The following is a 24,656-nucleotide window of genomic DNA, read 5'->3' as shown; positions in this document are numbered from 1 at the left end:
CATTGGGATCCCTGGTTACCGGTTCCCTGCCCGGAGCCGGCTGTACTCCTCACGCGGCACGGGGGTGGCGTCCGGTGTGCCCAGCTCGTTGAGCGGGATGCGGAACGTTTCCCGCGCCGACCAGGCGGCAATTGCTCCGATGACCGTGATTCCGAAGCAGATGGACCCGATGGTGAGCGGCACGTTCGCGGACCCCGGAGGCGCGACGGCTGCGAAGATGCTCGGCAGGAACGCCGTAATGAGGAGGCCGATGTTCTGCGAGACGGCGAAACCGGTGACCCGGGTGCGGGAGGGGAAGAGCTCCTGGAAGAAGCTGGCGAACGTGGCGTTCCAGACTTGGTAGAGAGTGCCCCACATGAGGATCGCGAGGATGATGGTGAGCACGACGTTGTTCTGGCTGACTGCGTAGAGGTAGGCGTAGGCCAGCGCGCCGGAGCTCAGGGACCCGAAGATCATCAGGGGCCGGCGGCCGAATCGGTCGGAAAGGTCTCCGAAGAAGGGGATAAGGGCCAGTGCGACGACGTTGGCCAGTACCGGGATCCAGAGGTAGACGGTCGTGCTCATGCCGACGCCGTAGCCCGGTTGTGTGGCGTATGCCGCGCCGAAGACTGCTACGGTCACACCGACGACGTTAACCAGGGTCATGCATACAGCCCGCACAACGTTCAGTCCGCTTTCGCGCAGCACCTGGACGATCGGCATCTTGGGGATCTCGTGGTGCGACTTCTCCTCCATGAAGACAGGGGTTTCGTCGACCCGGCGCCGGATCATGTACCCGGCAAACACCACGAACGCGCTGAGGAGGAACGGAACGCGCCAGCCCCAGGACATGAAGGCCTCATCGGAGAGCACGGCCGAAAGGGGAAGGAAGACCGCGGCCGCGATGATCTGCCCGGCCTGGGTGCCCTGTAGTGCGAAGCTCGCGTAGAAGCCCCGGCGACCAAAGGGGGCGTGCTCCACAATCATGGCACTGGCGCCGCTAAGCTCGCCCGCCACCGCAAATCCTTGGACGAGCCGGAGGGTGACCAGCAAGACGGGGGCCAGGATGCCGACCTGGTCGTAGGTGGGCAGCAGGGCGACCGCGAAGGTGGAGGTGCCCATCAACAGCATGGCCAGGACCAGAACGTTCTTCCGGCCGTGCTTGTCGCCCCACTGCCCGAGAAAGAAGGCGCCAATTGGGCGGGCCACGTAACCGACGGCGTAGGTACCCAGTGAGGCGATCAGCGCCACGGTGGGGTTCCCCCCGGGGAAAAAAATACCGGGGAAGACCAGTGCGGCCGCCTGCGCATAGATGAACCAGTCATAGTATTCAAGGGCACTGCCGACCCAGCCGCTGGCAGCGGCCTTCTTCGTACTGCTGGACTGTCGCGGTTCGTGGGAAATGCGCCGCTGACGCGTCTGGCTCTTCATGTTGTCCTCCTTTGGACAAGTCACGTGGGCTGGATGGGTTCCGGTCCGCGTCAGTCCATGGTTCTGGCGGTGCAGCCCGCGCTGGCTTGCGGGTCAGATGAGGGCCAGGTCCGTGGGAAAGGTAGTAGCGTCGGAAACGGTGGGAATGCGCTTTCCAATAACAACGGTAAGGTGCCGTGCGTCACATGTCAACCGCGGGTCGGTTCCAGGGTCCGGGTGCCGGCAGGCTCAGGCAGCGATGCTGTCGGCAAGGGTCAGCCAGTGGTTCTCTCTGCGGGCGCAGCCAGCGGGGCCAAGAGTGTCGACCGACTGGCAGGACCTCCAAGGCCTCGCCTCCCTGTCTCGCAACTCAGTTGGCAGGCGGTGCTCGATGACTGGTGTGAGACAGCGGGACGCGGTAGAGGAGGGCGGCGCGTTCGAATCCGGTAGGCGTCCAGGACGAAAGCCTGACGTTCGGTTCCTCAACCTTTTTCAAGCCATTGTTGGTGATGCGACTGCGGATTAGGGCCTGGCGAGCCTCATTGGCCGAGGCTTATCAGCTTCCATGGCAGACGGCTGGGTTGTCCGGCTGTGATGTCTAGTGAGGCCTCGGCTCGTTCTATGTCTTGGGGTGGGAGTAGGGTGCCTGTGGCAATGCGGGCGATGTTTGAAGCGATGACTCTGCCGTTGGGGCCCAGCAGGACGACGGCGGGCTCTCGTATAGTCAGCAGTGTCAGCCAAGAACTGTGGCCGATGGCGTCAGGTAAGGGAATCCTGCCTCGCTGGTGCGGGACCGGTAGAACCGCGGACCTTGAGGTGGGTGGGCATCACGGACCGGCTGCGGGTGCCGCCGCCGGCAAGTGGGTTCAGCTGGGCCAGCAGCATGGACACTGCCACGCGGCCGGCCTGTTCGATTGGGGAGGCCATGGTGGACAGGGGCGGATTGCAGAAGTCGGCGCCGAAGATGTCGTCGCAGCCCACGATGCTCATGTCCTCCGGGACCCGGATGCCGCGTTCCCGCAGGCGCTGCAGCATGCCGATGGCTATGAGGTCGTTGAACGCGATGCAGGCCGTCACTCGGCTGTGCACGGCGGCGTCGGCGGCTGCTGCGCCGGACTGTGTCTTGGGTGCGAACGGTCCGAGCAGGCGCACTTCTACCCCACGCTCCTCCGCTGCCTCGGACAGGGTAGTCCAGCGGCGGGTGCTGGACTGCGAGGTGAGCGGCCCGGCCATGTAGGCGATGCGGGTGTGTCCCAGCGAGATGAGGTGGTCAAGGGCCTGAGTGGTGGCGGATGGTGTGTCGATGAGGACCGCGGGCACCCCGTGAACGTCGCGGTTGACCGTGACCATTGGCATCTTCGCTGCGGCGGCAAGCAAGGCCTCGTCTGTCAGGCGGGAGGCAGCCACCACGATTCCGTCCGCGCTCTTGCGCAGCTGCTCCATGGTGCTGGCTTCCACTTCGTCGGATTCCTCTGTGTCCACGAGCAGCTGCGTGTATCCGGCGGCCTTGAGCTGGAGCTGGGTGCCCCGGATGAGGTCGAAGTAGAAGGGGTTGGTGATGTCGGGTACCAGGACTCCCACGGCACCGGTCCGTCCGGAGCTGAGGGCCTTGGCCTGGCTGTTGGGGATGTAGTTCAGTTGTGCTGCGGCTGCCTCGATCCGCTGGCGCGTCCGGATATTGACGCGGTCGGGGGTGGAGAGCGCCCGGGAAACGGTGGAGGCCGCCACGCCGCAGAGCGCGGCGATGTCATGGATCGTGGGCGGGCGGTCCACTGCTGCTCGTTGCGTCGTAGCCACGGCGCTCCTCTCTGAACGTGGTGGCCCGGGCCGTTTTGGCCAGTTCGAATCGGCTCTCCTGTGACTGCCGCCACAGAACCTGTCAGCCAAGAATGCCACAGCTGACAAACATTGGCAACCGATTGTCATTTCGCCGCCGCTCTGGCTAAGCTGTGGTGGACATTGTTTGTGAACTGCCTCACCGCACTGGAGCCGGAATGCGAGCTGCCCGCGCGGCGGCTGCGAAACCCAGGAGACCCGCGTGAGCAAAACAACAACAACAGTCTGGCCGCTCTCAGGCTTCGGCGATGAGATAGATCCGGATCCCGCGGTGCAGGCGGCGGTATTGCTGGCGCTGGGCGCAAGCCACATCGAGGTGCGCAGCGCCTGGGGCACCAACGTTTCCGAGCTGGAACCGCCGCAGGTTGCCGCGCTTAAGGAAATCTTCGATGAAAAGGGCCTGAAAGTCTCGGCCGTGGCCAGCCCCATCGGCAAGGTGGACGTGAGCCTGCCGGTGGAACACGAGCTGGACCGGCTCCGCCAGATCATCTCCGTGGCCAAGGGCCTGGACACCAACTACATTCGCATCTTCTCTTTCTTCCGGGCCGAAGACCGGAGCGCCGACGACATCCGCGAGGACGTCATGGTCCGCATGGGCGCCCTTGCAGCGCTGGCCGAGGAGTCCGGCGTCGTGCTTCTGCATGAAAACGAAAAAGGCATCTACGGCGACACCCCGGAGCATGTCCTGGACATCATGAAGACCGTAGACTCCCCGGCGCTGCGCATCGCATGGGACAACGCGAACTTCGTCCAGGTGGGCATCAAGCCCTACACCGAGGGCTACGCCATGCTCCGCCCCTACCTCGAGTACTTCCAGGTCAAGGACGCACTCGCCGCCAGCGGGGAGGTGGTGCCCTCCGGCGAGGGCGACGGCGAACTGGACGCCACCATCGCCGCCCTGAAAGCGGACGGCTTCACCGGCTTCGCCTCACTGGAGCCCCACCTGGCCAGCGCCCACGAGCTCGGCGGCTTCTCGGGTCCGGCGGCCTTCGGCACCGCAGCCCGCGCCTTCGCAGCGCTGGCCGCGAAAAACGGGATTGAACTCTCTTGAGGACGACGGCGGCTGTCATCGGCTGCGGCGACGTCTCCGCCGTGCACCTCGAAGCCGTGGCAAAGCTGAACGGCGCCGCGCTGGTTGCGGTTTGTGACGCGGACGCGCAGCGACTGGCCTCCGCGATGGACGCCTGGGGCGTCCCGGGCTACGCAGACCATCCGGCCCTCATCGAGGCCGTTAAGCCAGATGTGGTGCACATCTGCACTCCGCACGACCAGCACGCCGCGGTAGCCGCCGACTGCCTGGAGCGCGGCGTCAACGTCATCGTGGAGAAGCCGCTGGCCCACACCCTGGCGGAGGGCCGGCGCCTGGTCGAAGCCGCCTCGGCCGGCCGGGCGAAAATCGCGGTGTGCTTCCAGAACCGCTACAACGCGACGTCGCAGGCCATGCACGCTCTGCTGTCCTCGGGCGAACTGGGGGCCGTGACGGGTGCGTCGGCAACAGTGATGTGGCAGCGCTCAGCCGAGTACTACCAAAGCCGGCCGTGGCGGGGGACCTGGGCCGGCGGCGGGGGAGGCCTGTTGATGAACCAGGCCATCCATACCGTGGACCTGCTGCAGTGGCTGGTAGGCGACGTCGTCGCGGTCACCGGCAACGCGTCCACCCGCTTCCTGGGCGACACCATAGAGGTCGAAGACACCGCGGAATTCGTGGCAGAACATGCCGGAGGCGCCCGGAGCGCGTTCTACGCCACCCTGGCCAATCCCTTCAACGCCCCGGTGACTCTGGACGTGGTCACCGAGAAGGCCGTCCTGAGCCTGCGGGGTGACCTCACCGTGACACACGAGGACGGTCGCGTGGACATCGTTCGGGAGCGCACGAGCGGCTCCGGCGGCCGGTCCTACTGGGGCGTTTCCCATGAACTGCTGATCAGCGACTTCTACGCCCGCCTGGACGACGCCGATCCGTTTTGGATCAGCCCTGCCGAAGCCGAAAAATCGCTGCACATCATCAAGGACATCTACCGGCAAAGCTACCCGCAGTCTGCCCACGCGGTGTCCTGAGCCCTTCATGGAGCAACCGGATACCGAGGTTCACTGACCCGACCAGGCGCTGTCCAGTCGGCTCATGTGAAGTTGTTGCAAATTTCTTGACAATCGGTTGCCAAATGCGGCAACAGTGCGTACTCTGAATGTGACCCGGCCGGTGTGGTGCACACCACACCGGCCTTCGTCTGCAAGTCTCACGTTCCACAGATTCAGGAGCCAACAATGAAGTTAGGTCCCAAGGCGGCAGCAGCCGCCCTTGTTCTCAGCGCATCCCTCGCGCTGACCGGTTGCGGCGGTGCCGCCAACTCCGGTTCGGCCGCCGGCGCTGCCACAGCACTGACCCTCGGCACTGTCCAGGACGTACGTTCATGGGACCCGGCCCAGGCGCATGTCGGCCATGTTTTGCAGCCGTACCAGGCGGTGTATGACACGCTGATCCTGCGCGCGCCGGACGGCAAACTCAGTCCGATGCTGGCCACGGCGTGGAAGTACAACGCCGGCAACACCAGGCTCACCCTGGACCTGCGCACGGATGTGACCTTCAGCGACGGTGCCAAGTTCGACGCCGCGGCTGCCAAGGCCAACATGGACCACTTCAAAAAGGCCAACGGTCCACAGATGGCACAGCTCGCTTCGGTCAAGGACGTGACTGTGGTGGACGCCGACACCATCGACGTCAACCTCACGGCGCCGGACCCGGCGCTGGAATACTTTCTGAGCCAGGCCGCAGGCCTGATGGGCAGCCCCAAGGCGCTGGGCACCGAAGGCATCAGGACCGAACCGGTCGGCTCCGGCCCCTATGTCATGGACAAGGCCGCGTCGGTCAAGGACTCACAGACGGTTTTCACCGCCCGCAAGGATTACTGGAACGAGGATCTGCAGAAGTACCAGAAACTGACGTTCAAGGTCCTGACCGACCTCACCGCCCGCACCAACGCCCTGGTCTCCGGACAGGTGGACGCCACCATCCTGGATCCGAAGAACGGCAAGCAGGCCGAGGGCGCCAAAATGAAACTGGCTGCCAACGAGGTTGACTGGCAGGGGCTGCTGCTCCTGGACCGTGAAGGGGCCAAGAACCCGGCGCTGGCCAACGTCAAGGTCCGCCAGGCCATCAACTACGCCTTTGACCGCAAGACCATCCTGGACCAGGTCATGCTGGGTCAGGGCACCCCGACGTCGCAGCCGTTCGGCAAGGCCAGCGGCGCCTGGACCGAAGAGCTGGAAAACTACTACACCTACGATCCGGCCAAGGCCAAGCAGCTTCTGAAGGAAGCAGGCTTTGAAAAGGGCGTCACCCTGGAGATCCCGAGCGTGCCCGGGTTCGAAACCCAGATTTCCGTCATCACGCAGCAGCTGGCAGACGTCGGTATCACCCTGAAGGTCGGCGCAGCGCTGACGAACACCTATACGGCCGACATTGCAGCGCAGAAATTCACCACCATTTTCTTCTCGCTCTTCCAGGGCCAGCCCACGGTCGCCATCGACCAGATCGTCTCCACCAAGGCGCTCTACAACCCCTTCAAGAACACCACCCCTGAGCTGGACGCCAAGATCGCGGCCGTGCGCAACGGCGGCGCCGATACAGGCACACTGGCGCAAGAAGTCAACAGGTATGTCGTTGAACAGGCGTGGTTCGCTCCGCTGTTCCGGGTCAACCAGATGTACTACCACAACTCCAAGGTGAACGTGACTCCGCAGATCCAGCAGGCCGTTCCGTCCATCTACAACTACTCGCCGGCCAAGTAGGGACACCATGATCAGGTTCATTTTGAAAAGGCTAGGCAGCGGGCTGGTGGTGCTGTTCGTTGTCTCAGCCCTCACGTTCTTCCTGCTGTACGTCTCCAGCGGGAGCATCGCCAGGAATATCCTTGGCGACCAGGCCACTGCGGAGCAGGTGGCGATGAAAGAACACGAGCTGGGGCTGGACCAGCCGCTGGTGGTCCGCTACTTCTCCTGGGTGGCTGATGCGCTGAGCGGAAACCTTGGTGCCTCGTGGTTCACGTCCGAGCCGGTGGCCAACTCGCTGGCCACACGGATTCCGGTGACCATGACCATGGTCTTCGCCGCAATGATCCTGATCGCAGTCTGTGCCGCACTCATTGGTGTTATCGCGGCGGTGAAGCGCGGCTGGGTGGACAGGGTGGTCCAGGTTGGCGCCATCATCGGGGACTCCATTCCGGGGTTCGTGATCGGCGTCATCCTGGTCACCATCCTGGCCATCCAGCTGGGCCTCTTCCCGGCAACCAGCACCATTTCCCCCGAATCCGGCCCCGACGCGTGGGTCTATTCCATGTCCCTTCCAGTGATAGCCCTGTTGGTCAACGGCGTCACAGGAGGCGCACAACAGATCCGCAGCGCCGTCATCAAACAGCTCGAGCGGGACTACGTCCGCACCCTGCGCAGCCGCGGCATCGGCGAGCGGGAGATCCTGTTCAGGCACGTGCTGCGCAGTGCCGCCCCTGCCGGCCTGACGGTGCTTAGCCTGCAGCTGATCGGCATGCTTGGCGGTGTCGTCATCATCGAGCAGATCTTTGCCCTGCCCGGCATGGGTCCTCTGGCGGTCGCTGCCACCGGCCAGTCAGATCTTCCGGTGGTGATGGGCGTCGTGATGTACACGGTGGTCGTCGTCATCGTGGTGAACCTGCTCGTGGACATTCTCAATGGCTGGCTCAACCCGAAGGTACGTGTGTCATGAGTGACTCTGTAGAAACCGCGGCCGTTGCCGCCCCTGCCCCCTCCCTTCATCCCGGGCAGAGCGGCACGGTGGTCCGCTCCACCGTGGTCCGGCGCCTGCTCAGGAACCCGCTGGGCATCATTTCCCTGGCTATCCTGCTGGCGATCTCGCTGCTGGCCGTCCTGGCTCCGGTCCTGGCGCCCTTCCAGGAGAACTACTCGAACATCGCCAAGACACTGGCCGCCCCGGACTCGGTGAACATCCTGGGAACGGACAGCGCCGGGCGCGATGTCTGGAGCCGGCTGCTGTTCGGCGCGCAGCTGACGCTTCTTTCCGCCTTGCTCTGCGCGGGCGTCGCCATTGCCATCGGCCTGCCGGCCGGCCTGATCGCCGGCTACTACGGCGGAAAGTTCGAGGCAGTCTCGAACTGGGCAGTGGGCATCCTCATGAGCCTTCCCGGCCTGATCGTGCTGCTGACCATCCGCGCAGCCTTCGGCCCCTCGGTCTGGATCTCCATGATCGCCTTCGGCATCCTCATCAGCCCGTCCTATTTCCGGCTGACCCGCACCGCCGTCCAGTCTGTGCGCAACGAGCTGTACGTTGACGCGGCCAGGGTTTCCGGGCTCTCGGACCTGAGCATCATCGCCCGCCACATCTTCTCGGTCGTCCGGGCACCCATCATCATCCAGACGGCGGCCATCGCCGGAGTAGCCATCGCCGTCCAGTCCGGGCTGGAATTCCTGGGCCTGGGTGATCCCACCAAGGCAACCTGGGGCGTCATGCTCTCAGAGGGCTTCAAGAACGTTTACCTGAACCCGACTCTTCTCTTCTGGCCGGCATTCGCCATGGCGTTGACGATCGGTGGTCTGGTCCTGCTGGGCAACGCCATCCGCGACGCACTGGAAGACGGCGAAAAGATCAAGCACCGCAAGAAGGCAGCTAAGCTGAAGGGCACGACGGCCGCGCCCGCCGCCGCGCGCCTGTCGCGCAAGTCCGTGGCCGCCGTCGATGCCGGAACCGAGCACCACCTCGTGAAGGTGACCAATCTCGGCGTCGGCTACCCGCAGGCCGACGGTTCCATCAAAAAGGTCGTGGACGACGTTTCCTTCCACGTGGACCGCGGCGAGATCCTCGGCATCGTGGGGGAATCCGGTTCAGGCAAGTCCCAGACGGCATTCTCCATCCTGGGCCTGCTTCCGGACAACGCCCGCATTGTGGCCGGTTCCATCCAGTTCGACGGCAACTACACCGTCGCTCCGGGTGAGGAGCGCGTCGACCAGGCGCGGCTGTCCAAGCTGCGGGGCAAGCGGATCTCCTACATTCCGCAGGAGCCCATGAGCAACCTCGACCCCGCTTTCACCATCGGCTACCAGCTCGTGACGCCCATGGTGCGCGTCCTCGGAATCTCCAAGGAGGAAGCCCGCAAGCGCGCGCTGAAACTGCTGACCGACGTCGGAATCGTCAACCCCGAACGGACCTTCAGCGCCTACCCCCACGAAGTCTCCGGAGGCATGGCTCAGCGTGTGCTCATCGCCGGCGCCATCAGCTGCGAACCGGACCTGGTGATCGCAGATGAGCCCACCACGGCCCTGGACGTCACCGTGCAGGCCGACGTGCTGGACCTCCTGCGCGAGCTCCAACAGCGGCTGAACATCGGCGTCATCCTGGTGACCCACAACTTCGGCGTCGTGGCCGACCTCTGCGACCGCGTGGCCGTCATGCAGAACGGCCGCCTCGTGGAGGAAGGACCCGTCCGCGACATCCTCCGGAACCCGAAAGAGCGGTACACCCGGACCCTCCTGGCGTCGATGCTTGAAGGCAAGACCCCCATGTCCATGCTTGTTTCCAGCCAGAAGGAGCCGGTCGCGTGAGCACAGTGGAAGTTAGGGAAATTGCACCGCTCCTGACGGTGGAGAACCTCATCGTCGAGTACCCGAGCAAGAGGTTCCGGGCCAAGCCGTTCAGAGCACTGACGGACATCAACATCTCCATCGGCCAAGGCGAGACCCTTGGCCTGGTGGGGGAGTCCGGCTCGGGGAAGACCACCCTGGGCCGCGCCGTCCTGGGCCTGGCCCCGGTGACGGGCGGCAAGGTCATCTTCGAAGGCAGAGACATCAGCCACGCCACCCGCAAGCAGCGCCGGATCCTGAGCCGGGACCTCCAGGTGGTCTTCCAGGACCCGTACACCTCCCTGAACCCGGCCCTGGAGATTGGCGACATCCTCGCCGAGCCCCTCGGAGTGCAGGGCATGGAGCAGGCAGCGGCCAAAAGACGCGTCAAGGAACTGCTCGACCAGGTGAGGCTGCCCTCGGACGCCATCCACCGCCTGCCGCGGGAGTTCAGCGGCGGCCAGCGCCAGCGCGTCGCGATCGCCCGGGCACTGGCGCTCTCACCGAAACTGATCGTCTGCGACGAACCCGTCAGTGCACTTGACCTGTCCACCCAGGCACGTGTCCTGGACCTGTTCCTGCAGATCCAGAAGGACACCGGCGTTTCCTACCTCTTCGTCTCCCACGACCTGGACGTCGTGCGGCACATCAGCCACCGGGTGGCCGTCATGTACCGCGGAGAAATCGTGGAACAGGGACCCGCCGAGGTGGTGACCCGGGACCCCGAGCACCCCTACACCCAGCGTCTCCTGCTGGCGTCCCCGGTACCCGATCCGGACCGGCAGGAACAGCGCCGGGCGGACCGTCACCGGCTGATGGAAAGCCAGCGGCACCAGCACGAACAGGCCGGCGCCGTCGCCTAGCAGCAGCGAATCAACCAGACCGGCAAAGCGGCCCGACCCGGGGCCCGGAACACTACGGAGGAAAAAGTGGCCACCATTGGCGTACAAGCGATGATGCTCAAAGACAGCTTCACCGAACTCGGGGCGTTCGAAACGCTCCGGAAGGTCAGCGCGATCGGCTACAACGCCGTCGAGATCTCCCAGATCCCGATGACAGCGGAGAACGTTACCGAACTCGACCGTTCCCGCAGTGAGCTGGGCATGGACATTGCGGCGTTGTCGGTCGCGATGGAGACCCCCAAGGGCATGCCCGGCGATTCGCTCAAAGACCATTTTGACAAGATCGTTGACGACGCGAAACGCCTGGACGCCAGGCTCCTGCGGATCGGGATGCTGCCGTTTCCGGCGATGAAGTCGATCGGCGCCGTGGTGGACTTCGCCAAACTGGCCAACGAGTACGCCGAGCGGCTGCAGGAGCACGGCATCGGCCTGTACTACCACAACCACCACATCGAGTTCGCCAAGTTCGACGGCAAATGCATGCTGGACATCATCGCCGATAACTCCCCGGCCATGGGCATGGAAATCGACGTCCACTGGGTGCAGCGCGGCGGACTTGACCCCGTCCGGACCCTCACGAAGTACGCCGGACGCACCGCCATGGTGCACCTGAAGGACTACCGCATCGGCGAGCTGCCCCAATCGGCCTTCGGGCTCCTGGAATCCGGGAACGTCGCGGGCTTCATGGCCGAGTTCAAGGACGTGGTCCAGTTCGCCGAAGTGGGCGAAGGCAATTTGGACTTCCCGGCCATCATCCCGGCCGCGCAGGCCGCCGGCGCCCGGTACATGCTCGTGGAGCAGGACCAGCTGTACGGCCGCAGTGTGTGGGACGCGCTGCAGACCTCGTACGACAACCTGGTGGCCATGGGCCACGCCGACCTCTTCTAACTACTGACCCCGACCAAACGAAAAGGAAAACAAACTGTGAGTAAGAAAGTACGCCTCGGCATCATCGGCCTGGGCCAGCAGGGCGGCGCCTACGCCAAGTTCATCACCGACGGACTGGTCCCCAACATGGAAATCGGCGCCATCTGCGATACCGACCCCGCCAAGAAGGAACTCGCGGCTTCGCAGTACCCCGACGCGCCGTTCTACGAGGACTACATCGCCATGCTGGAAAGCGGCGACGTCGACGCCGTGGTCACCTGCGTTCCGCACTTTCTGCACCCGGAGATGGGCATCGAGACGCTCAAGCGCAACATCCACGCACTCGTGGAGAAGCCTGCCGGTGTCTACACCAAGCAGGTCAAGGAACTCAACGAGTATGCCGCCGGCAAGCCTGAGCTCTCCTTTGCGATCATGTTCAACCAGCGCAACAACCCGCTGTACCAGAAGCTCAAGGAGATCGTCGGCAACGGCGAGATCGGCAGCATCCGCCGCACCAACTGGATCATCACCAACTGGTGGCGTCCGCAGGGCTACTACAACTCCAGCGATTGGCGCGCCACGTGGGGCGGGGAAGGCGGGGGTGTGCTGGTCAACCAGGCCCCGCACCAGCTGGACCTGTGGCAGTGGATCTGTGGCGCGCCGAAGTCTGTCTACGCGAAGGTGGCCTACGGCTTCCGCCGCGACATCGCCGTCGAAGATGAAGTCACGGCAGTGGTGGACTACGGCGACGGCGCTACCGGCGTTTTCGTCACCGCTACACACGACCTGACTGGCACGGACCGCTTCGAGATCCTGGGCGACCAGGGCAAGATCGTCGTCGAAAATTCCAAGACCGCCACCGTGACCCGCCTGGTCAAGCCCGAGCGCGAACTCAGTGACGGCATGGACATGGACGACGTCCGCAAGCTCTTCATGGGCCAGCTGAACCCCGAGGAGTACTACACCACCGAAGTCACCGAATTCGAGTCCGCGTGGGGTGCACAGCACTCCGGCGTCCTGGAGAACTTCGCCGCCAACATCCTTGATGGCACCCCGCTGCTGGCACCCGGCTCGGACGGCATCAACGGCGTCCGTCTGGCCAACGCCATTCACCTCTCCAGCTGGACCGGCAGGGAAGTGGGCCTGGACTTCGACGAGGACGAGTTCCTCGCCGAGCTCAACAAGCGGATCGCCGAGGAAGGCAAGTTCCCCGAGCGCTCGTAGCCCCGTTACAACACGTTGTGGCAACCGTTGGCCAACCCCAGCCCGACTGTGTCGCCGTTACGGCCGTTTTCAGCCGTGAAAACGGCCATAACGGCGGCCTGGTCGGTGTGGTTGGTCGCTAGGATGGGGCGGTGACTGAACCCAAGAAGCCGGACGCGCCCGCAGCGACAGGCCCGGCCAAAAAGCACGCCCGGGAGGGGAAATCCAACCCCACCATCTATGACATTGCCAAGGTTGCAGGGGTGAACCCCTCCACGGTGTCCCGTGCGCTCAGCAAGCCCGGCCGGGTCAGCGCCAAGACGCAGAAACTCATCGAGGACGCCGCCGCCGAGCTCAACTACCAGGTCAACCAGTTCGCGCGTGCCCTGCCCACCGGCCGGACCAGTACCTTTGGGCTGATCGTCGCGGACATTACCAACCCCACCTTCTTCGACATCATCCGAGGGGCCGAGACCACGGCCACGCTGCGGGACTACACCCTGATGCTGGCCGAGTCCGAAGAGTCGGCCGTCACCGAACTGACGGCGGCCCGCCGCATGATGGCCACCGTGGACGGCCTCATCCTGGCAAGCCCCCGGATGGACGACGACGACATCCGTACGCTCGCCCGCGACAAGCCCGTGGTGGTCATCAACCGCGAGGTCGACGGCGTGCCGTGCGTGGTGCCCGACGTAAACAAGGGCATCAGCGAGGCAGTGCGCAGCCTTGCCGCCAACGGCCACAGGAAGGTTGCCTTTGTTGCCGGCCCGCCGCAATCCTGGATGTCCGCGCGCCGCTGGGAGGGCATGCGGGCAGCCTGCGAATGGTCTCGGCTCGAGGCGGTGCGGCTGGATTCCACCAAACCGACGGTCAACGGCGGCAGGGAGGTGGCACGGGTCGTCCGGGACAGCGGCGCCACGGCCGTGCTGACCTACAACGACCTCCTGGCCATCGGGCTCATGCAGGAACTCCAGGCCGCGGGCATGGTGGTGCCGGATCAGATCAGCATCGTGGGCTTCGACGACATCTTCGGCGCGGATTTCACCACACCCCCGCTCACCACCGTGCGTTCGCCGCTGGGGGAGTGCGGCTCGGGCGCCACCACGCTGTTGCTGGACCTCCTGCACGGCATGGGGGAACCTGCCGGCATCCTGCGCGTGGAAACGGAGCTGGTGCTGCGCGGCTCGAGCGGACGGCTGCTGCCTCCGGGCTAGCCTTACTCTCTCAGCAGCTACGCAACTTGTTGGCAATTTATGGCAACCGGTTGACAATTGCCTCAGGTAGGCCCGACCATTGACCTATGTCACAGTCGATTGCTGCCAACCCAGACCGGCTCCTGCCCGCTGATCCCGGAACGCGCAGCATTGCGCGTGACCTCCTGCAGCGCGTCCAGGACCTCCCCATCATTTCCCCGCACGGGCACGTTGACGCCGCGGTCATCGAGCACAACACCCCCTTCCCGGACCCGGCAGCGCTGCTGGTCAGTCCGGACCACTACGTCACCCGGCTGATCCACGCCAGCGGCGTTCCGCTGGACCGTCTCCGCTCGAAAACCGCAGAGCCGGATTCCCGTGCCGTCTGGCACGAGTTCTGCAAGACCTGGCCGCTGTTCGAAGGCACCGCCTCCGGTTACTGGCTCCGCACCCAGTTCGACAGCGTCTTCGGCCTCCGGCAGGAGATCAGCGCCGACACAGCGGACACCAGCTACGACGCGATTTCCGCCAGGCTGCTGGAGCCCGGTTTCCGGCCCCGCCAGCTCTTCAAGGACTTCAACATCGAGGTGTTGGCCACCACGGACGACCCCCTGGACAGCCTCGCCAGTCACAAGGCGATCGCCCAGGATCCGACATTCCACGGCCGCGTCCTGCCCACCTTCCGCCCCGACCAGTACCTGAACATCGCTCACCCGGAGTGGCAGGCCAACGTGGACCGCCTTATCGCGGCGGCGGGCGACGGCGGCACCGGCTATGCCGGCTATCTCACCGCGCTGGAAAACCGACGTCGCTACTTCGTGGAACACGGTGCAGTCTCCGCTGACCACGGCGTCCGCACTCCCGCAACGCTCAAGCTCGACGATGGTGCCGCGGCGAAACTCTTCGACCGTGCCCGCTCCGGGCAGGCCACGGCGCAGGATCGCGACGACTTCGAGGCCCACATGCTGTACCAGATGGCGAGGATGTCCGTGGAGGACGGCCTGGTCATGACCATCCACCCCGGCTCGTACCGCAACCACCATGAACCCACCTTCAACGCCTACGGCGCCGATACCGGCCACGACATCCCGTTCGCGGTCAACTACACCGAGGCCATCCGCCCGCTGCTGCAGGACTTCGGCACCGCCAAGGACTTCCACCTGGTGCTCTTCACGCTGGATGAGACCGTGTTCTCCCGCGAACTTGCGCCGCTGGCAGGCTTCTACCCGTCCGTGTACCTCGGTGCCCCGTGGTGGTTCCTGGACGCGCCGGACGCCATGCTGCGCTTCCGTTCAGCCGTCACGGAGACGGCCGGCTTCTCCCGCTCCTCCGGCTTCATCGACGACACCCGCGCCTTCTGCTCCATCCCCGCCCGCCATGATGCCTCCCGACGGATCGAGGCCTCCTTCCTGGCCCGGCTCGTGGCGGAGCACCGCGTCAGCGAGGAGCGCGCCCACGAACTGATCGTCGACATCGTCGACGGCTCGCCTAGAAGGGTCTTCAAGCTGTGAGCACCGAACTGCACTCCGCGGACACACCGGCCGTGGACCTTCCCCGGCTGAACCGCAGCCTGTGGCCCGCCGGCAAGGCGCCGGTCCGCATTGTCCACTTGGGGCTGGGCGCGTTCCACCGCTCGCACCAGGCCTGGTACACGCACCAGGCGGGCGACGCCGCGGACTGGGGCATCGCCTCCTTTACCGGCCGCCGCCCCGACGCCGCGCTGGCCCTGGCGGAGCAGGACGGCCTGTACACCGTGGTGGAACGCGCCGACGGCGGCGACTCGTTTACCGTAGTCGGCAGCATCGTCGAAGCAGTGGACGGTGCCGACGTGCAGCGGCTGGCGGGGCTGGTTGCAGCCCCTGCCACCGCGGTCGTCACCCTCACCATCACCGAAGCCGCATACAGGGTCGGCGCCGACGGACAGCTCGACCGCACGGCTGCCGACGTCGTAGCGGACCTTGCACTGCTGGAGTCCGGTAGCGGAACCCCGACGACGCCGCTCGGCCGGCTGGTGCTGGCCCTCGCCGCCCGCCGGGCTGCCGGCACCGGGCCCCTCGCCGTGGTGTGCTGCGACAACCTCTCCAACAACGGCACCGTGGCGCACAACGCCGTCGTCGGCATGGCCGGGGCCTGGGACCAAGGCCTGGCCGAATGGATCGACGGCACCATCAGCTTCGTCAGCACCTCGGTGGACCGCATCACCCCGCGCACCACGGAGGCCGACCTCGCCGCCGTCCGGGCCGCACGCGGCTACCGCGACAATTCCCCCGTCGTGGCCGAACCCTTCTCCAACTGGGTGCTCAGCGGGGACTTCCCGGCAGGGCGCCCGCGCTGGGAAGACGCGGGTGCTGTCTTCGTTGACGACATCGAACCCTATGAGAACCGGAAGCTGTGGCTCCTGAACGGCGCGCACTCGCTGCTGGCGTACGCGGGCCAGCTTCGCGGACACTCCACGGTGGCGCAGGCCCTGGCCGATCCGGTCTGCCGGCGGGCTGTTGAAGCGTTCTGGGACGAGGCCGAGGCCAACCTGTCCGGAGCGGAGGGCGCCGCTGACCTGCAGATCCCGGCCTACCGTGCCGCCCTGCTGGCACGCTTCAGCAACGCCAGGATTGCCCACCATCTGGCGCAGATCGCAATGGACGGCAGCACCAAGCTGCGGATGCGCGCTGTGCCGGTGCTGCAGGCCGAGCGCGCCGCAGGCCGGTCCGGTGCGGCCGCGGCGCTGATGATTGCCGCATGGATGGACTACAGCGCGGCCGCCGCTGAGGTCCAGGATCCGCTGGCAGCCGACATCGCCAAAGCCAACCGGCTCAGCGGCGCCGAACGGATCCAGGCCCTGCTGGACCTGGTGGATCCGGCCCTGGCCGGGGACACCGCCGTCGTGGATCTCATGGAAGACCTGTGCGGAACGTTCGCGGAGCCGGCTGTCTCCCCATAACGTCTTCGCACATGCGGTACTGCCCGGCATCCGGACCATAGGGAGCCGGGCAGTACTGTTTGTAGAAGCTTCAAGGAATATTTGGCAACCGCTTGCCATTTGATTGCCAAGTGACTAGGATTACAACAAGAGCAAAACCAGGCGCCGCCAGGCCCCCCGACATCTTCTCCGCCGGCTCAGTCCGCAAAGACGCGATAGGACCCCGCAAATGCTTAAGCCCCAGGCAAACGAAACCCGAGAGCTCATCAACTTCGACGGCATCTACCGCTTCAAGGTGGACTTCGACCGCGCCGGCCACCGCCAGGAATGGTTCAAGACGCCGTTGGAGACTGACCTCGAAATGGGCGTCCCTGCCAGCTACAACGACGTCTTCCCGGACAAGGCCATCCGTGACCACGTGGGCTACGTCTGGTACCAGCGCGAGGTGCGCGTACCCCGCGGCTGGGCAGGCGAACGGATCCACCTCCGGCTCGACTCCGCCACCCATGAGGGCATGGTCTGGGTCAACGACGTGCTGGTCGCCGAGCACACCGGCGGGTACATGCCGTTCGCCGCAGACATCAGCGAGTATGTAACCGCTGGCCAAACCTTCCGGCTGACGATCTCCGTGAACAACGAGCTCACCCAGGCCACCATTCCGCCGGGCAGCATCACCGTCACCGAGGACGGACGCCGCCAGCAGAGCTACCTCCACGATTTCTACAACTACGCCGGCCTGCACCGCAGCATCTGGCTTTACAGCACCCCTGCCGTCACCGTGGACGACATCACGGTGGTGACCGGCTTTGAAGGCAGCACGGGCAGCGTGGATTACACGGTCGCCACCGCCGGCGGCACCGGAAACGAGGTTGTCAGGGTCACGCTTCGGGATGCGGACGGCAGCGAGGTCGCCACAGCAGAAGGCGCCGAGGGCAAACTGGCGATTGACGGCGTCGTGCTCTGGAAGCCTGGTGCCGCCCACCTGTACAGCCTCACCGCCGAGATCCACGACGCCGGCCGGCTGCTGGACAGCTACACCCTCCCGGTGGGAGTCCGGACAGTCGAGGTCCGTGGCAAGGAATTCCTCATCAACGGCGAACCGTTCTACTTCACCGGCTTCGGCATGCACGAGGACCACGTGGCCATCGGCAAGGGCCACAGCAACGCCCAGATGGTCAACGACTTCCAGCTCCTGGACTGGGTGGGCGCCAACTCCTTCCGCACCTCGCACTACCCCTACGCCGAAGAGGTCATGGAGTTTGCCGACCGGCACGGCATCGTGGTGATCGACGAAACGGCCGCCGTCGGGCTGCACCTGGGCTTCGGCGCAGTGTTCGGCGGTATCGCCAAGCCGACGTACGTCGAGGGCGGAGTGGACGCCAACACCGCAGCCAACCACCGCCAGGCAATCAGGGAACTCGTCGCCCGCGACAAGAACCACCCCTCGGTGGTGATCTGGTCCATCGCCAATGAGCCCAACGGCTCAGAGCAAGGCGCCCGGGAATACTTCCAGCCGCTGGCCGAACTCACCCGGCAGCTGGACCCCACCCGCCCCGTGGGCTACGTCAACGTCATGTTCGACACTCCGGACAAGGAACTGCTCGGTGACCTGTTCGACGTCATCATGCTCAACCGCTACTACGGCTGGTACCTGAACAACGGGGACCTGGAAACATCGGAGCAGGTTCTGGAGAAGGAACTGCGGGAATGGGAAGCCAAATACGGCAAACCCATGATCATGACCGAGTACGGGCCCGACACCATGCCCGGCTTCCACTCCATCTACGAACAGCCCTGGAGCGAGGAATACCAGGCCGCCTTTCTTGCCATGTACCACCGGGTCTTTGACCGCGTGGACGCCATGGTGGGCGAGCAGGTCTGGAACTTCGCAGATTTCCAAACGTCCAACGGCATCATGCGCGTGGACGGCAACAAGAAGGGCGTCTTCACCCGCGACCGCCGGCCCAAGCCCGCAGCCTTCGCCCTCCGCCAGCGCTGGACCGCCCTGGCCGGCCTCAAAAATGGCAGCGACAAGACGATCACCAACCCCTAGCACTTTTCATTATTTCTGGCTGCCCCCTGGGCAGACGCTTGGGTAAAGGAGCCCACACCTCATGAAAAAGCTCAGCAAGCTCAGCATCATCGGCTACGGCGCCGGAGACGCCGGCAACAACCTCGCCTTCACCACCGCCACCATGTTCCTGCTGGTGTACTACACGGACGTCGCCGGCATTTCCGCCGCAGCGGCAGGCACCCTCCTGCTCGTCGTCAGGATCTTCGACGCGTTCGCCGACGTCTTCGCCGGCCGCCTGGTGGACCGGACCTACAGCAAGCGCTTCGGGAAGTTCCGTCCGTTCATCATGTTCGGCTCCATCCCGCTGCTGCTCCTGAGCGTTGCAACCTTCTCCGTCCCGCAGCTGGGCGAGTCCGGCACCCTGCTCTACGCCTTCGTCACCTATGCCGCCCTTGGCCTGGCCTACAGCCTGGTCAACATCCCCTACGGCTCGCTGGCCGGCGCCATGACCCAGGACCCCGGGGACCGGGCCAAGCTCGGCTCCGCCAGGATGGTCGGCGCGCTGCTGGTAGGCTCGGCCCTCGGCATCTTCGTGGCACCCCTCATCAAGCCTGGCGCTGACCTGCAGGCAACCTTCACCACCATCACCCTGGTGTTCGTCGGCATCGGCACCGTCCTGTACTTCTTCACCGTCCTTACCGCCAAGGAACGCGTCCACCGCGCAGTACCGAACGTTTCCCTCAAGCAGAGCATGGAAACCCTCAAGGGCAACAAGCCCCTCCTGATGCTCTGCATCAGCTCCTTCCTCTTCCTCTCCGGCTACCTGGCACTGACCTCCGTGCAGCTGTACTACCTGCGCGACGTCCTCGGCCGCCTGGACTTGTACCCGGTGCTGTCCATCATCCAGCTTGTCCTGACCTTCGTCCTGGCCGCGTTCATGCCCAAGCTGGTCCGCAACATCGGCAAGAAGCACGTCTACATCTACTCCTCCCTAATCACTGTCGCCGGTGGTGTGGTTATCTTCTTCACGCCGGCAAGCCAGACCATGATCGGCTTTGCCGGCCTCGTGCTCAGCCTCGTCGGCGTGCTCGCGATGAGCATCGTGGTGTGGGCCCTCGAAGCAGACACCGTGGAATACGGCGAATGGAAGACCGGCGTCCGCACCGAAGGCATCACCTACGCCCTGTTCTCCTTCACCCGCAAGACCGGTCAGGCCGTGGGCGGCGCCCTCGCCGCATACGCGCTCGCACTGGGCGGTTACAAGTCCGGCGGCGTCGCCCAGACCCCGGACGCCGTGTTCGGCATTCAGATCGCAGCGGGTGCACTACCTGCCGTACTGACAATCTTCGCGGTATTGGTCATGACCAAGTACACACTGACCGATGCCAAGCACGCCGAGATCCTCACAGAGATCAGGGCCCGCCGCGAAAGCGGCGATGCCCCCAAAAAGGCCGACGCCGCCGTCGAGCCCTCCAACGACGACACAGACGGCACCGAAACAAACACGGCCACGAAGCCGCACGCGGCGCCCACCAACTGACCCCTAAACCAGTCCATCCGAAAGGACCTGTTGTGAAAATCATTGCCGCGGAAGTCTTCGTGACAAGCCCCTCCCGTAACTTCGTGACCCTCCGGATCACCACCGAGGACGGCGTCACCGGCATCGGTGACGCCACCCTTAACGGGCGCGAGCTCGCAGTGGCGGCGTACCTGAAGGAGCACGTCGCCCAGCTGCTGATCGGCAAGGACCCGCACCGCATTGAGGACACCTGGCAGTTCCTCTACCGGTCCTCGTACTGGCGCCGCGGCCCGGTGACCATGGCCGCGATCGCCGCAGTGGACATGGCCCTGTGGGACATCAAGGGCAAAATGGCCGGAATGCCCGTCTACCAACTGCTGGGCGGCGCGTCCCGCAACGGCCTACGCGCCTACGGCCACGCGTCCGGCTCCGACATCCCCTCGCTGTTCGACTCCGTCCGGGAACACCTGGAGCTGGGCTACAAGTCCATCCGCATCCAGGCCGCCGTCCCCGGGATCAAGGCCGTGTACGGCGTCGCAGCTCAGGCGCAGGCCTCGGGGGAGCGCTACGACTACGAGCCCGCGGGCCGCGGCGCGTTCCCGATGGAGGAGGACTGGGACACCCGGGCCTACCTGCGCCACCTGCCCACCGTGTTCGAAGCCGTCCGCAACGAGTTCGGTCCCGAAATCCCATTGCTGCACGACGGGCACCACCGCATGACGCCGATCCAGGCCGCGAAGCTGGGCAAGGCGCTGGAGCCCTATGACCTGTTCTGGCTGGAAGACTGCACCCCGGCCGAAAACCAGGAGGCGCTGCGCCTGGTGCGTTCGCACACCACCACGCCGCTGGCCATCGGGGAAATCTTCAACACCGTCTACGACTACCAGACGATCATCAAGGAACAGCTCATCGACTACGTGCGGGCTGCGTCCACCCACTTCGGCGGGATCTCCCCGCTGAAAAAGGTCATGGACTTCGCCGCGCAGTACCAGATCAAGTCCGGCTTCCACGGCCCCACCGACATTTCACCGGTAGGGTTCGCCGCGCAGCTGCACGTGGGCCTGGCCATCCACAACTACGGCATCCAGGAATACATGCAGCACTCCGCGGCGACCAACGAGGTCTTCGAGCAGTCGATGACCTTCACCGACGGGTACCTGCACCCGGGAGACAAGCCCGGCATCGGCGTTGAATTCAACGAAGAAGCAGCCGCAGCGTACCCGTACCAGCAGGCCTACCTGCCCTACAACCGCCTCGTCGACGGCACCGTCCATGACTGGTGACCTGAAGCCAGCTGCTCCCGCCCATCGCCACATCGTGGTGATGGGCGTGACCAGCTGCGGCAAGAGCACAGTGGGCGCGACCATCGCCGAACGCATCGGAGCTGAATTCGTCGACGGCGATTCGCTCCACCCGCAGTCCAATATCGACAAGATGGCCTCTGGCACTCCCTTGAACGACGGAGACCGGGCACCGTGGCTGGCCGAAATAGGCCGACGGTTCTCAGCATCTGACTCCGGCTTGGTGATCGCCTGCAACGCACTCAAACGCGCATACCGGGACATCATCCGCAGCGGCGATCCGTCCGTGGTGTTCGTGCACCTGCACGGAACGCGGGAACTGCTGGCCAGCCGGATGGCGGCACGGCCAGGACACTTCATGCCCCTTTCGCTGCTGGACTCGCAGCTGGAAACCCTCGAAGAGCTGCAGGTCGATGAGGCCGGCGTGGTCGTGGACATCGCGACGCCGGTGGCCCAGATCGTGGATGACGCTGTCGCGACACTGCCCAACCTTGCCGGCCGCTCCGCAAAGAACAACGACGCCGCGCCGTTCAATCTCGACGACGATGCCGTTGCGTAGGTCGAGTTGAGTTGAACTTCAGGTGACCTGCTACAGGTGACCGGTTATCAATGCGTCAAAAAGGCCCAAAATAGGCGCCCGGATCGAGGCACCACCCGAAAGCCCGGCATTCGGGGCAGGTGGCAGGCTATATAACCCGTCCCCAATCCGCCAAGTTCGGGGAGGTCCCAGCCTGAACCCAGGGGCTGGGCCTTTCCCTCTTCAACTCCCAACTGCTACATGAGCAAGGAGAAAACAGAATGACTACTCAGTTAACTAGAAGGCCCCGGACCATGCCGACGGATGTGCTCATCGCAGATTTTGTCGTCGCCACAGCTGAAGAACGCGACTTTGAACTCGACAGGGCCCTAGCCACTGCCCAATTCCAAGCATCGATGGACCGCACGCTGGGCGTTGTCGTAACCCGACACGACTTTTGCCGGTTTTCCGTGTCACTGACAGCCGACGTCCCATACGGAACCATCCACGAACGCGACCAGGCAAGCCACCACTAAGACCCTCACGGCGCCACCTGGTTCCGATGCAGCCGGCCGAACGGTAGATGCCGACAGCGGCAGCCCACTTCTACTCCCGTGCTTCAAGCCGCCGATAACCGATGTTTCGTCAAGCTGAGGGTAAGGGGACCTTCGGGTGAAAGTACGTGAAACTCGTGAAAGCGGTGAAACTTCAGTCCCTCATCACTCGCTGCCGCTCGGGGGACGCATTTCCTGCGGCGGCTGCTGTCAGGGCGGGTGTAGCATCAGGCCGAAGCCGGGACGAGAAATGGAGCGGCCACGCAGCCTGGATCGATTTATGTAAAGCTAGGCTGCCCGGGGCGCTTCAATAATGGCCAACTGCCCGGTTTCAGGGACGCCAGGAAATTGGACCTGCGGGGCCTCAACAGCGTCCACCGGAGGCTCCTGCGCGGAGCGCATGCGAAGAAGCGCGACCGCGGAAATGAGGAACCATGCGATATTCGTGACCACGGACGGCCATGCCTCATGGAATGCGCCATTGACGATGAAGGCACAGGCACCGAGGAGATTCGCGATCTGGAAGCCCCGGCCGGCCTTCAACCAACCCATGGAGACAGCAAGGTACGCACTCAGTATCGCAACCGCACCTGCCCAACCGGAGATTTCCCACAGCAGTTCCATGATGTCCTTTCATAGGTGACGCCCGACTGCCATCCGCCGGGCGGAGTGTAGATGGAGGGCTATAAACGTGTGTTTTGGAAGCGGCCATTGCCGAGTGGATGAGGCATCGCTGGACCAGCCTCTGCTCAACCAGTCTCAACAGCAATTATGAGGACCACGCACCTTTAGATCAATTGCATTCGACTGAAGAGGTGGTTTAGAAATAGTAAATATGGACATCGACCCACGACGGCTGCGCGTGCTTCTTGCTGTTGCCCGCACGGGCGGGGTGCTCGCCGCGGCTGACGAGCTGGGGATCACGCCGTCTGCCGTATCCCAGCAGCTCAGCAAACTGGAGGACGAGACAGGGCACGCATTGGTGGTGCGGACGCCCAGAGGCTCAGTGTTGACGCCTGCCGGTCTCGCGGTAGCAGAAGCGGGCGAGGAGATCGAACGAGCACTCAACGTCGCGCGCGCCCGCATGGAAGGCGGGGCCAGGGTCGCAGGGGCAGTGCGGGTTGGCGGATTCACCAGCTTTATCCGGACGGTGGTGATCCCGCGCCTGCCCGAGTGGCGCAGCCAGTACCCGCAATTGCAGATCCGGATCGTCGAGGACGACTTTCCTGCCCTGATGCGGCTCCTCCGTCAGCGCCAGCTCGACGCCGTCGTGGTCGAGCTTGACTCAACGACGGCCGGGCAACGTTTGCTTTCCGCGGGCATGACCGAGGAGCCACTACTGGACGAGCCATGGAAGCTGGTGGTTCCGCCGGGCGCCCTGCTCAGCACCGAGAACGTCGACCTTGCCCGTCTGCCGCTTCCGTGGCTCGGCGTTGAGTCCTCAGCCGCCAACGCTTCGGTTTTGGGTCGACTTCGTGAATCAACGGGTGCCCGCATTGAAACTGTGCACCAGTACCAGGACACACTGACCGCTCTCGCGCTCGTCGCTGCGGGTGAGGGTATCGCCATCGTGCCGACCTTGGCCTTGACCGGCGTCGTTCAGGACGGGGTTGACGTCCTGGATGTCCCCGGCCTGGGTACGCGACGCATCGTTCTGTGGCGGTTCGACCAGCGGCGGTCACCCAGCATGCCGATAGACACTGTTGCACGCCTGCTGCGGGAATCGGCTGCGGCATTCGACACGCGGTCGACATCCTGACCGGCCTCACCTTCAAACCTTTGTCATCGTCTCGCCTACACGGCTCCAGTCTCTGTCGATCCTTGGGTTCGACAAGGAA

General features: G+C 64.7%; 20 protein-coding genes. 17 read left to right on the top strand and 3 right to left on the bottom strand.

What is annotated here, in order from left to right; translation table 11 throughout:
• Positions 1 to 15 precede the first annotated feature (15 nt).
• Both J7E80_RS13330 and J7E80_RS13325 read right to left on the bottom strand, forming a co-directional pair.
• A complete protein-coding gene (locus J7E80_RS13330) occupies positions 16 to 1,410 on the bottom strand; it encodes an MFS transporter (protein ID WP_215052285.1) in 1,395 nt (464 codons plus the stop codon).
• 738 nt (positions 1,411 to 2,148) lie between these two features.
• The gene (locus J7E80_RS13325; RefSeq protein WP_311380831.1) at positions 2,149 to 3,186 is read right to left on the bottom strand and encodes a LacI family DNA-binding transcriptional regulator; all 1,038 of its coding nucleotides are present in this window, start codon (positions 3,184 to 3,186) and stop codon (positions 2,149 to 2,151) included.
• 241 nt (positions 3,187 to 3,427) lie between these two features.
• Between J7E80_RS13325 and J7E80_RS13320 the strand changes: the two genes are divergently transcribed.
• The 16 genes from J7E80_RS13320 (at position 3,428) to J7E80_RS13245 (ending at position 22,800) form a co-directional block, all read left to right on the top strand.
• A complete protein-coding gene (locus tag J7E80_RS13320; RefSeq protein WP_215052283.1) occupies positions 3,428 to 4,276 on the top strand; it encodes a sugar phosphate isomerase/epimerase in 849 nt (282 codons plus the stop codon).
• Positions 4,273 to 5,283: a Gfo/Idh/MocA family protein gene (locus tag J7E80_RS13315; RefSeq protein WP_215052281.1), complete on the top strand. Its 1,011-nt coding sequence runs from the start codon at positions 4,273 to 4,275 to the stop codon at positions 5,281 to 5,283. Before J7E80_RS13320 ends, J7E80_RS13315 begins: the two co-directional genes overlap by 4 nt.
• Positions 5,284 to 5,490: 207 nt before the next feature.
• A complete protein-coding gene (locus J7E80_RS13310; protein WP_215052279.1) occupies positions 5,491 to 7,014 on the top strand; it encodes an ABC transporter substrate-binding protein in 1,524 nt (507 codons plus the stop codon).
• 7 nt (positions 7,015 to 7,021) lie between these two features.
• Positions 7,022 to 7,963, top strand: a complete 942-nt coding sequence (locus J7E80_RS13305) for an ABC transporter permease (protein WP_215052278.1) — start codon at positions 7,022 to 7,024, stop codon at positions 7,961 to 7,963.
• Complete coding sequence (locus J7E80_RS13300) at positions 7,960 to 9,813, top strand: dipeptide/oligopeptide/nickel ABC transporter permease/ATP-binding protein (RefSeq protein ID WP_215052276.1); 1,854 nt, start codon at positions 7,960 to 7,962, stop codon at positions 9,811 to 9,813. The genes J7E80_RS13305 and J7E80_RS13300 overlap by 4 nt, the downstream gene beginning before the upstream one ends.
• The gene (locus J7E80_RS13295; protein ID WP_311380830.1) at positions 9,810 to 10,694 is read left to right on the top strand and encodes an ATP-binding cassette domain-containing protein; all 885 of its coding nucleotides are present in this window, start codon (positions 9,810 to 9,812) and stop codon (positions 10,692 to 10,694) included. The genes J7E80_RS13300 and J7E80_RS13295 overlap by 4 nt, the downstream gene beginning before the upstream one ends.
• A 66-nt stretch (positions 10,695 to 10,760) precedes the next feature.
• Positions 10,761 to 11,621 carry a sugar phosphate isomerase/epimerase gene (locus J7E80_RS13290; protein ID WP_311380829.1) on the top strand — a complete coding sequence of 287 codons (861 nt, stop codon included), beginning with the start codon at positions 10,761 to 10,763 and terminating at the stop codon, positions 11,619 to 11,621.
• A 36-nt stretch (positions 11,622 to 11,657) separates the two neighbouring features.
• Positions 11,658 to 12,824 carry a Gfo/Idh/MocA family protein gene (locus tag J7E80_RS13285; protein WP_215052274.1) on the top strand — a complete coding sequence of 389 codons (1,167 nt, stop codon included), beginning with the start codon at positions 11,658 to 11,660 and terminating at the stop codon, positions 12,822 to 12,824.
• Positions 12,825 to 12,955: 131 nt separating this feature from the next.
• Positions 12,956 to 14,017, top strand: coding sequence for a LacI family DNA-binding transcriptional regulator (locus J7E80_RS13280; RefSeq protein WP_215052272.1), 1,062 nt, complete (start codon positions 12,956 to 12,958; stop codon positions 14,015 to 14,017).
• Positions 14,018 to 14,103: 86 nt separating this feature from the next.
• Positions 14,104 to 15,507 (top strand): glucuronate isomerase, encoded by a 1,404-nt coding sequence (gene uxaC / locus J7E80_RS13275; protein ID WP_215052270.1) that lies wholly within the window; start codon positions 14,104 to 14,106, stop codon positions 15,505 to 15,507.
• Positions 15,504 to 16,934, top strand: a complete 1,431-nt coding sequence (locus J7E80_RS13270) for a mannitol dehydrogenase family protein (RefSeq protein WP_215052268.1) — start codon at positions 15,504 to 15,506, stop codon at positions 16,932 to 16,934. The genes uxaC and J7E80_RS13270 overlap by 4 nt, the downstream gene beginning before the upstream one ends.
• Positions 16,935 to 17,142: 208 nt before the next feature.
• On the top strand, positions 17,143 to 18,966 hold the full coding sequence (gene uidA / locus J7E80_RS13265) for a beta-glucuronidase (protein WP_215052266.1): 1,824 nt from the start codon (positions 17,143 to 17,145) through the stop codon (positions 18,964 to 18,966).
• 61 nt (positions 18,967 to 19,027) lie between these two features.
• Positions 19,028 to 20,467, top strand: a complete 1,440-nt coding sequence (gene uidB / locus J7E80_RS13260) for a glucuronide transporter (RefSeq protein WP_251036842.1) — start codon at positions 19,028 to 19,030, stop codon at positions 20,465 to 20,467.
• A gap of 32 nt (positions 20,468 to 20,499) precedes the next feature.
• Complete coding sequence (gene manD / locus J7E80_RS13255; protein ID WP_215052264.1) at positions 20,500 to 21,729, top strand: D-mannonate dehydratase ManD; 1,230 nt, start codon at positions 20,500 to 20,502, stop codon at positions 21,727 to 21,729.
• The gene (locus J7E80_RS13250) at positions 21,719 to 22,306 is read left to right on the top strand and encodes a gluconokinase (RefSeq protein WP_215052262.1); all 588 of its coding nucleotides are present in this window, start codon (positions 21,719 to 21,721) and stop codon (positions 22,304 to 22,306) included. Before manD ends, J7E80_RS13250 begins: the two co-directional genes overlap by 11 nt.
• A 239-nt stretch (positions 22,307 to 22,545) precedes the next feature.
• On the top strand, positions 22,546 to 22,800 hold the full coding sequence (locus J7E80_RS13245) for a hypothetical protein (protein ID WP_251036841.1): 255 nt from the start codon (positions 22,546 to 22,548) through the stop codon (positions 22,798 to 22,800).
• Positions 22,801 to 23,106: 306 nt separating this feature from the next.
• On the opposite strand, the gene J7E80_RS13240 is transcribed toward J7E80_RS13245, so the two are convergent.
• Positions 23,107 to 23,442 carry a YgjV family protein gene (locus J7E80_RS13240; RefSeq protein WP_215052261.1) on the bottom strand — a complete coding sequence of 112 codons (336 nt, stop codon included), beginning with the start codon at positions 23,440 to 23,442 and terminating at the stop codon, positions 23,107 to 23,109.
• 211 nt (positions 23,443 to 23,653) lie between these two features.
• Between J7E80_RS13240 and J7E80_RS13235 the strand changes: the two genes are divergently transcribed.
• Positions 23,654 to 24,577 (top strand): LysR family transcriptional regulator, encoded by a 924-nt coding sequence (locus J7E80_RS13235; RefSeq protein ID WP_215052259.1) that lies wholly within the window; start codon positions 23,654 to 23,656, stop codon positions 24,575 to 24,577.
• Positions 24,578 to 24,656 lie beyond the last annotated feature (79 nt).

It is taken from the genome of Arthrobacter sp. ISL-28, from assembly GCF_018613875.1.
Lineage (GTDB): Bacteria > Actinomycetota > Actinomycetes > Actinomycetales > Micrococcaceae > Arthrobacter.
This window is presented reverse-complemented; position numbering and strand designations above follow the sequence as displayed.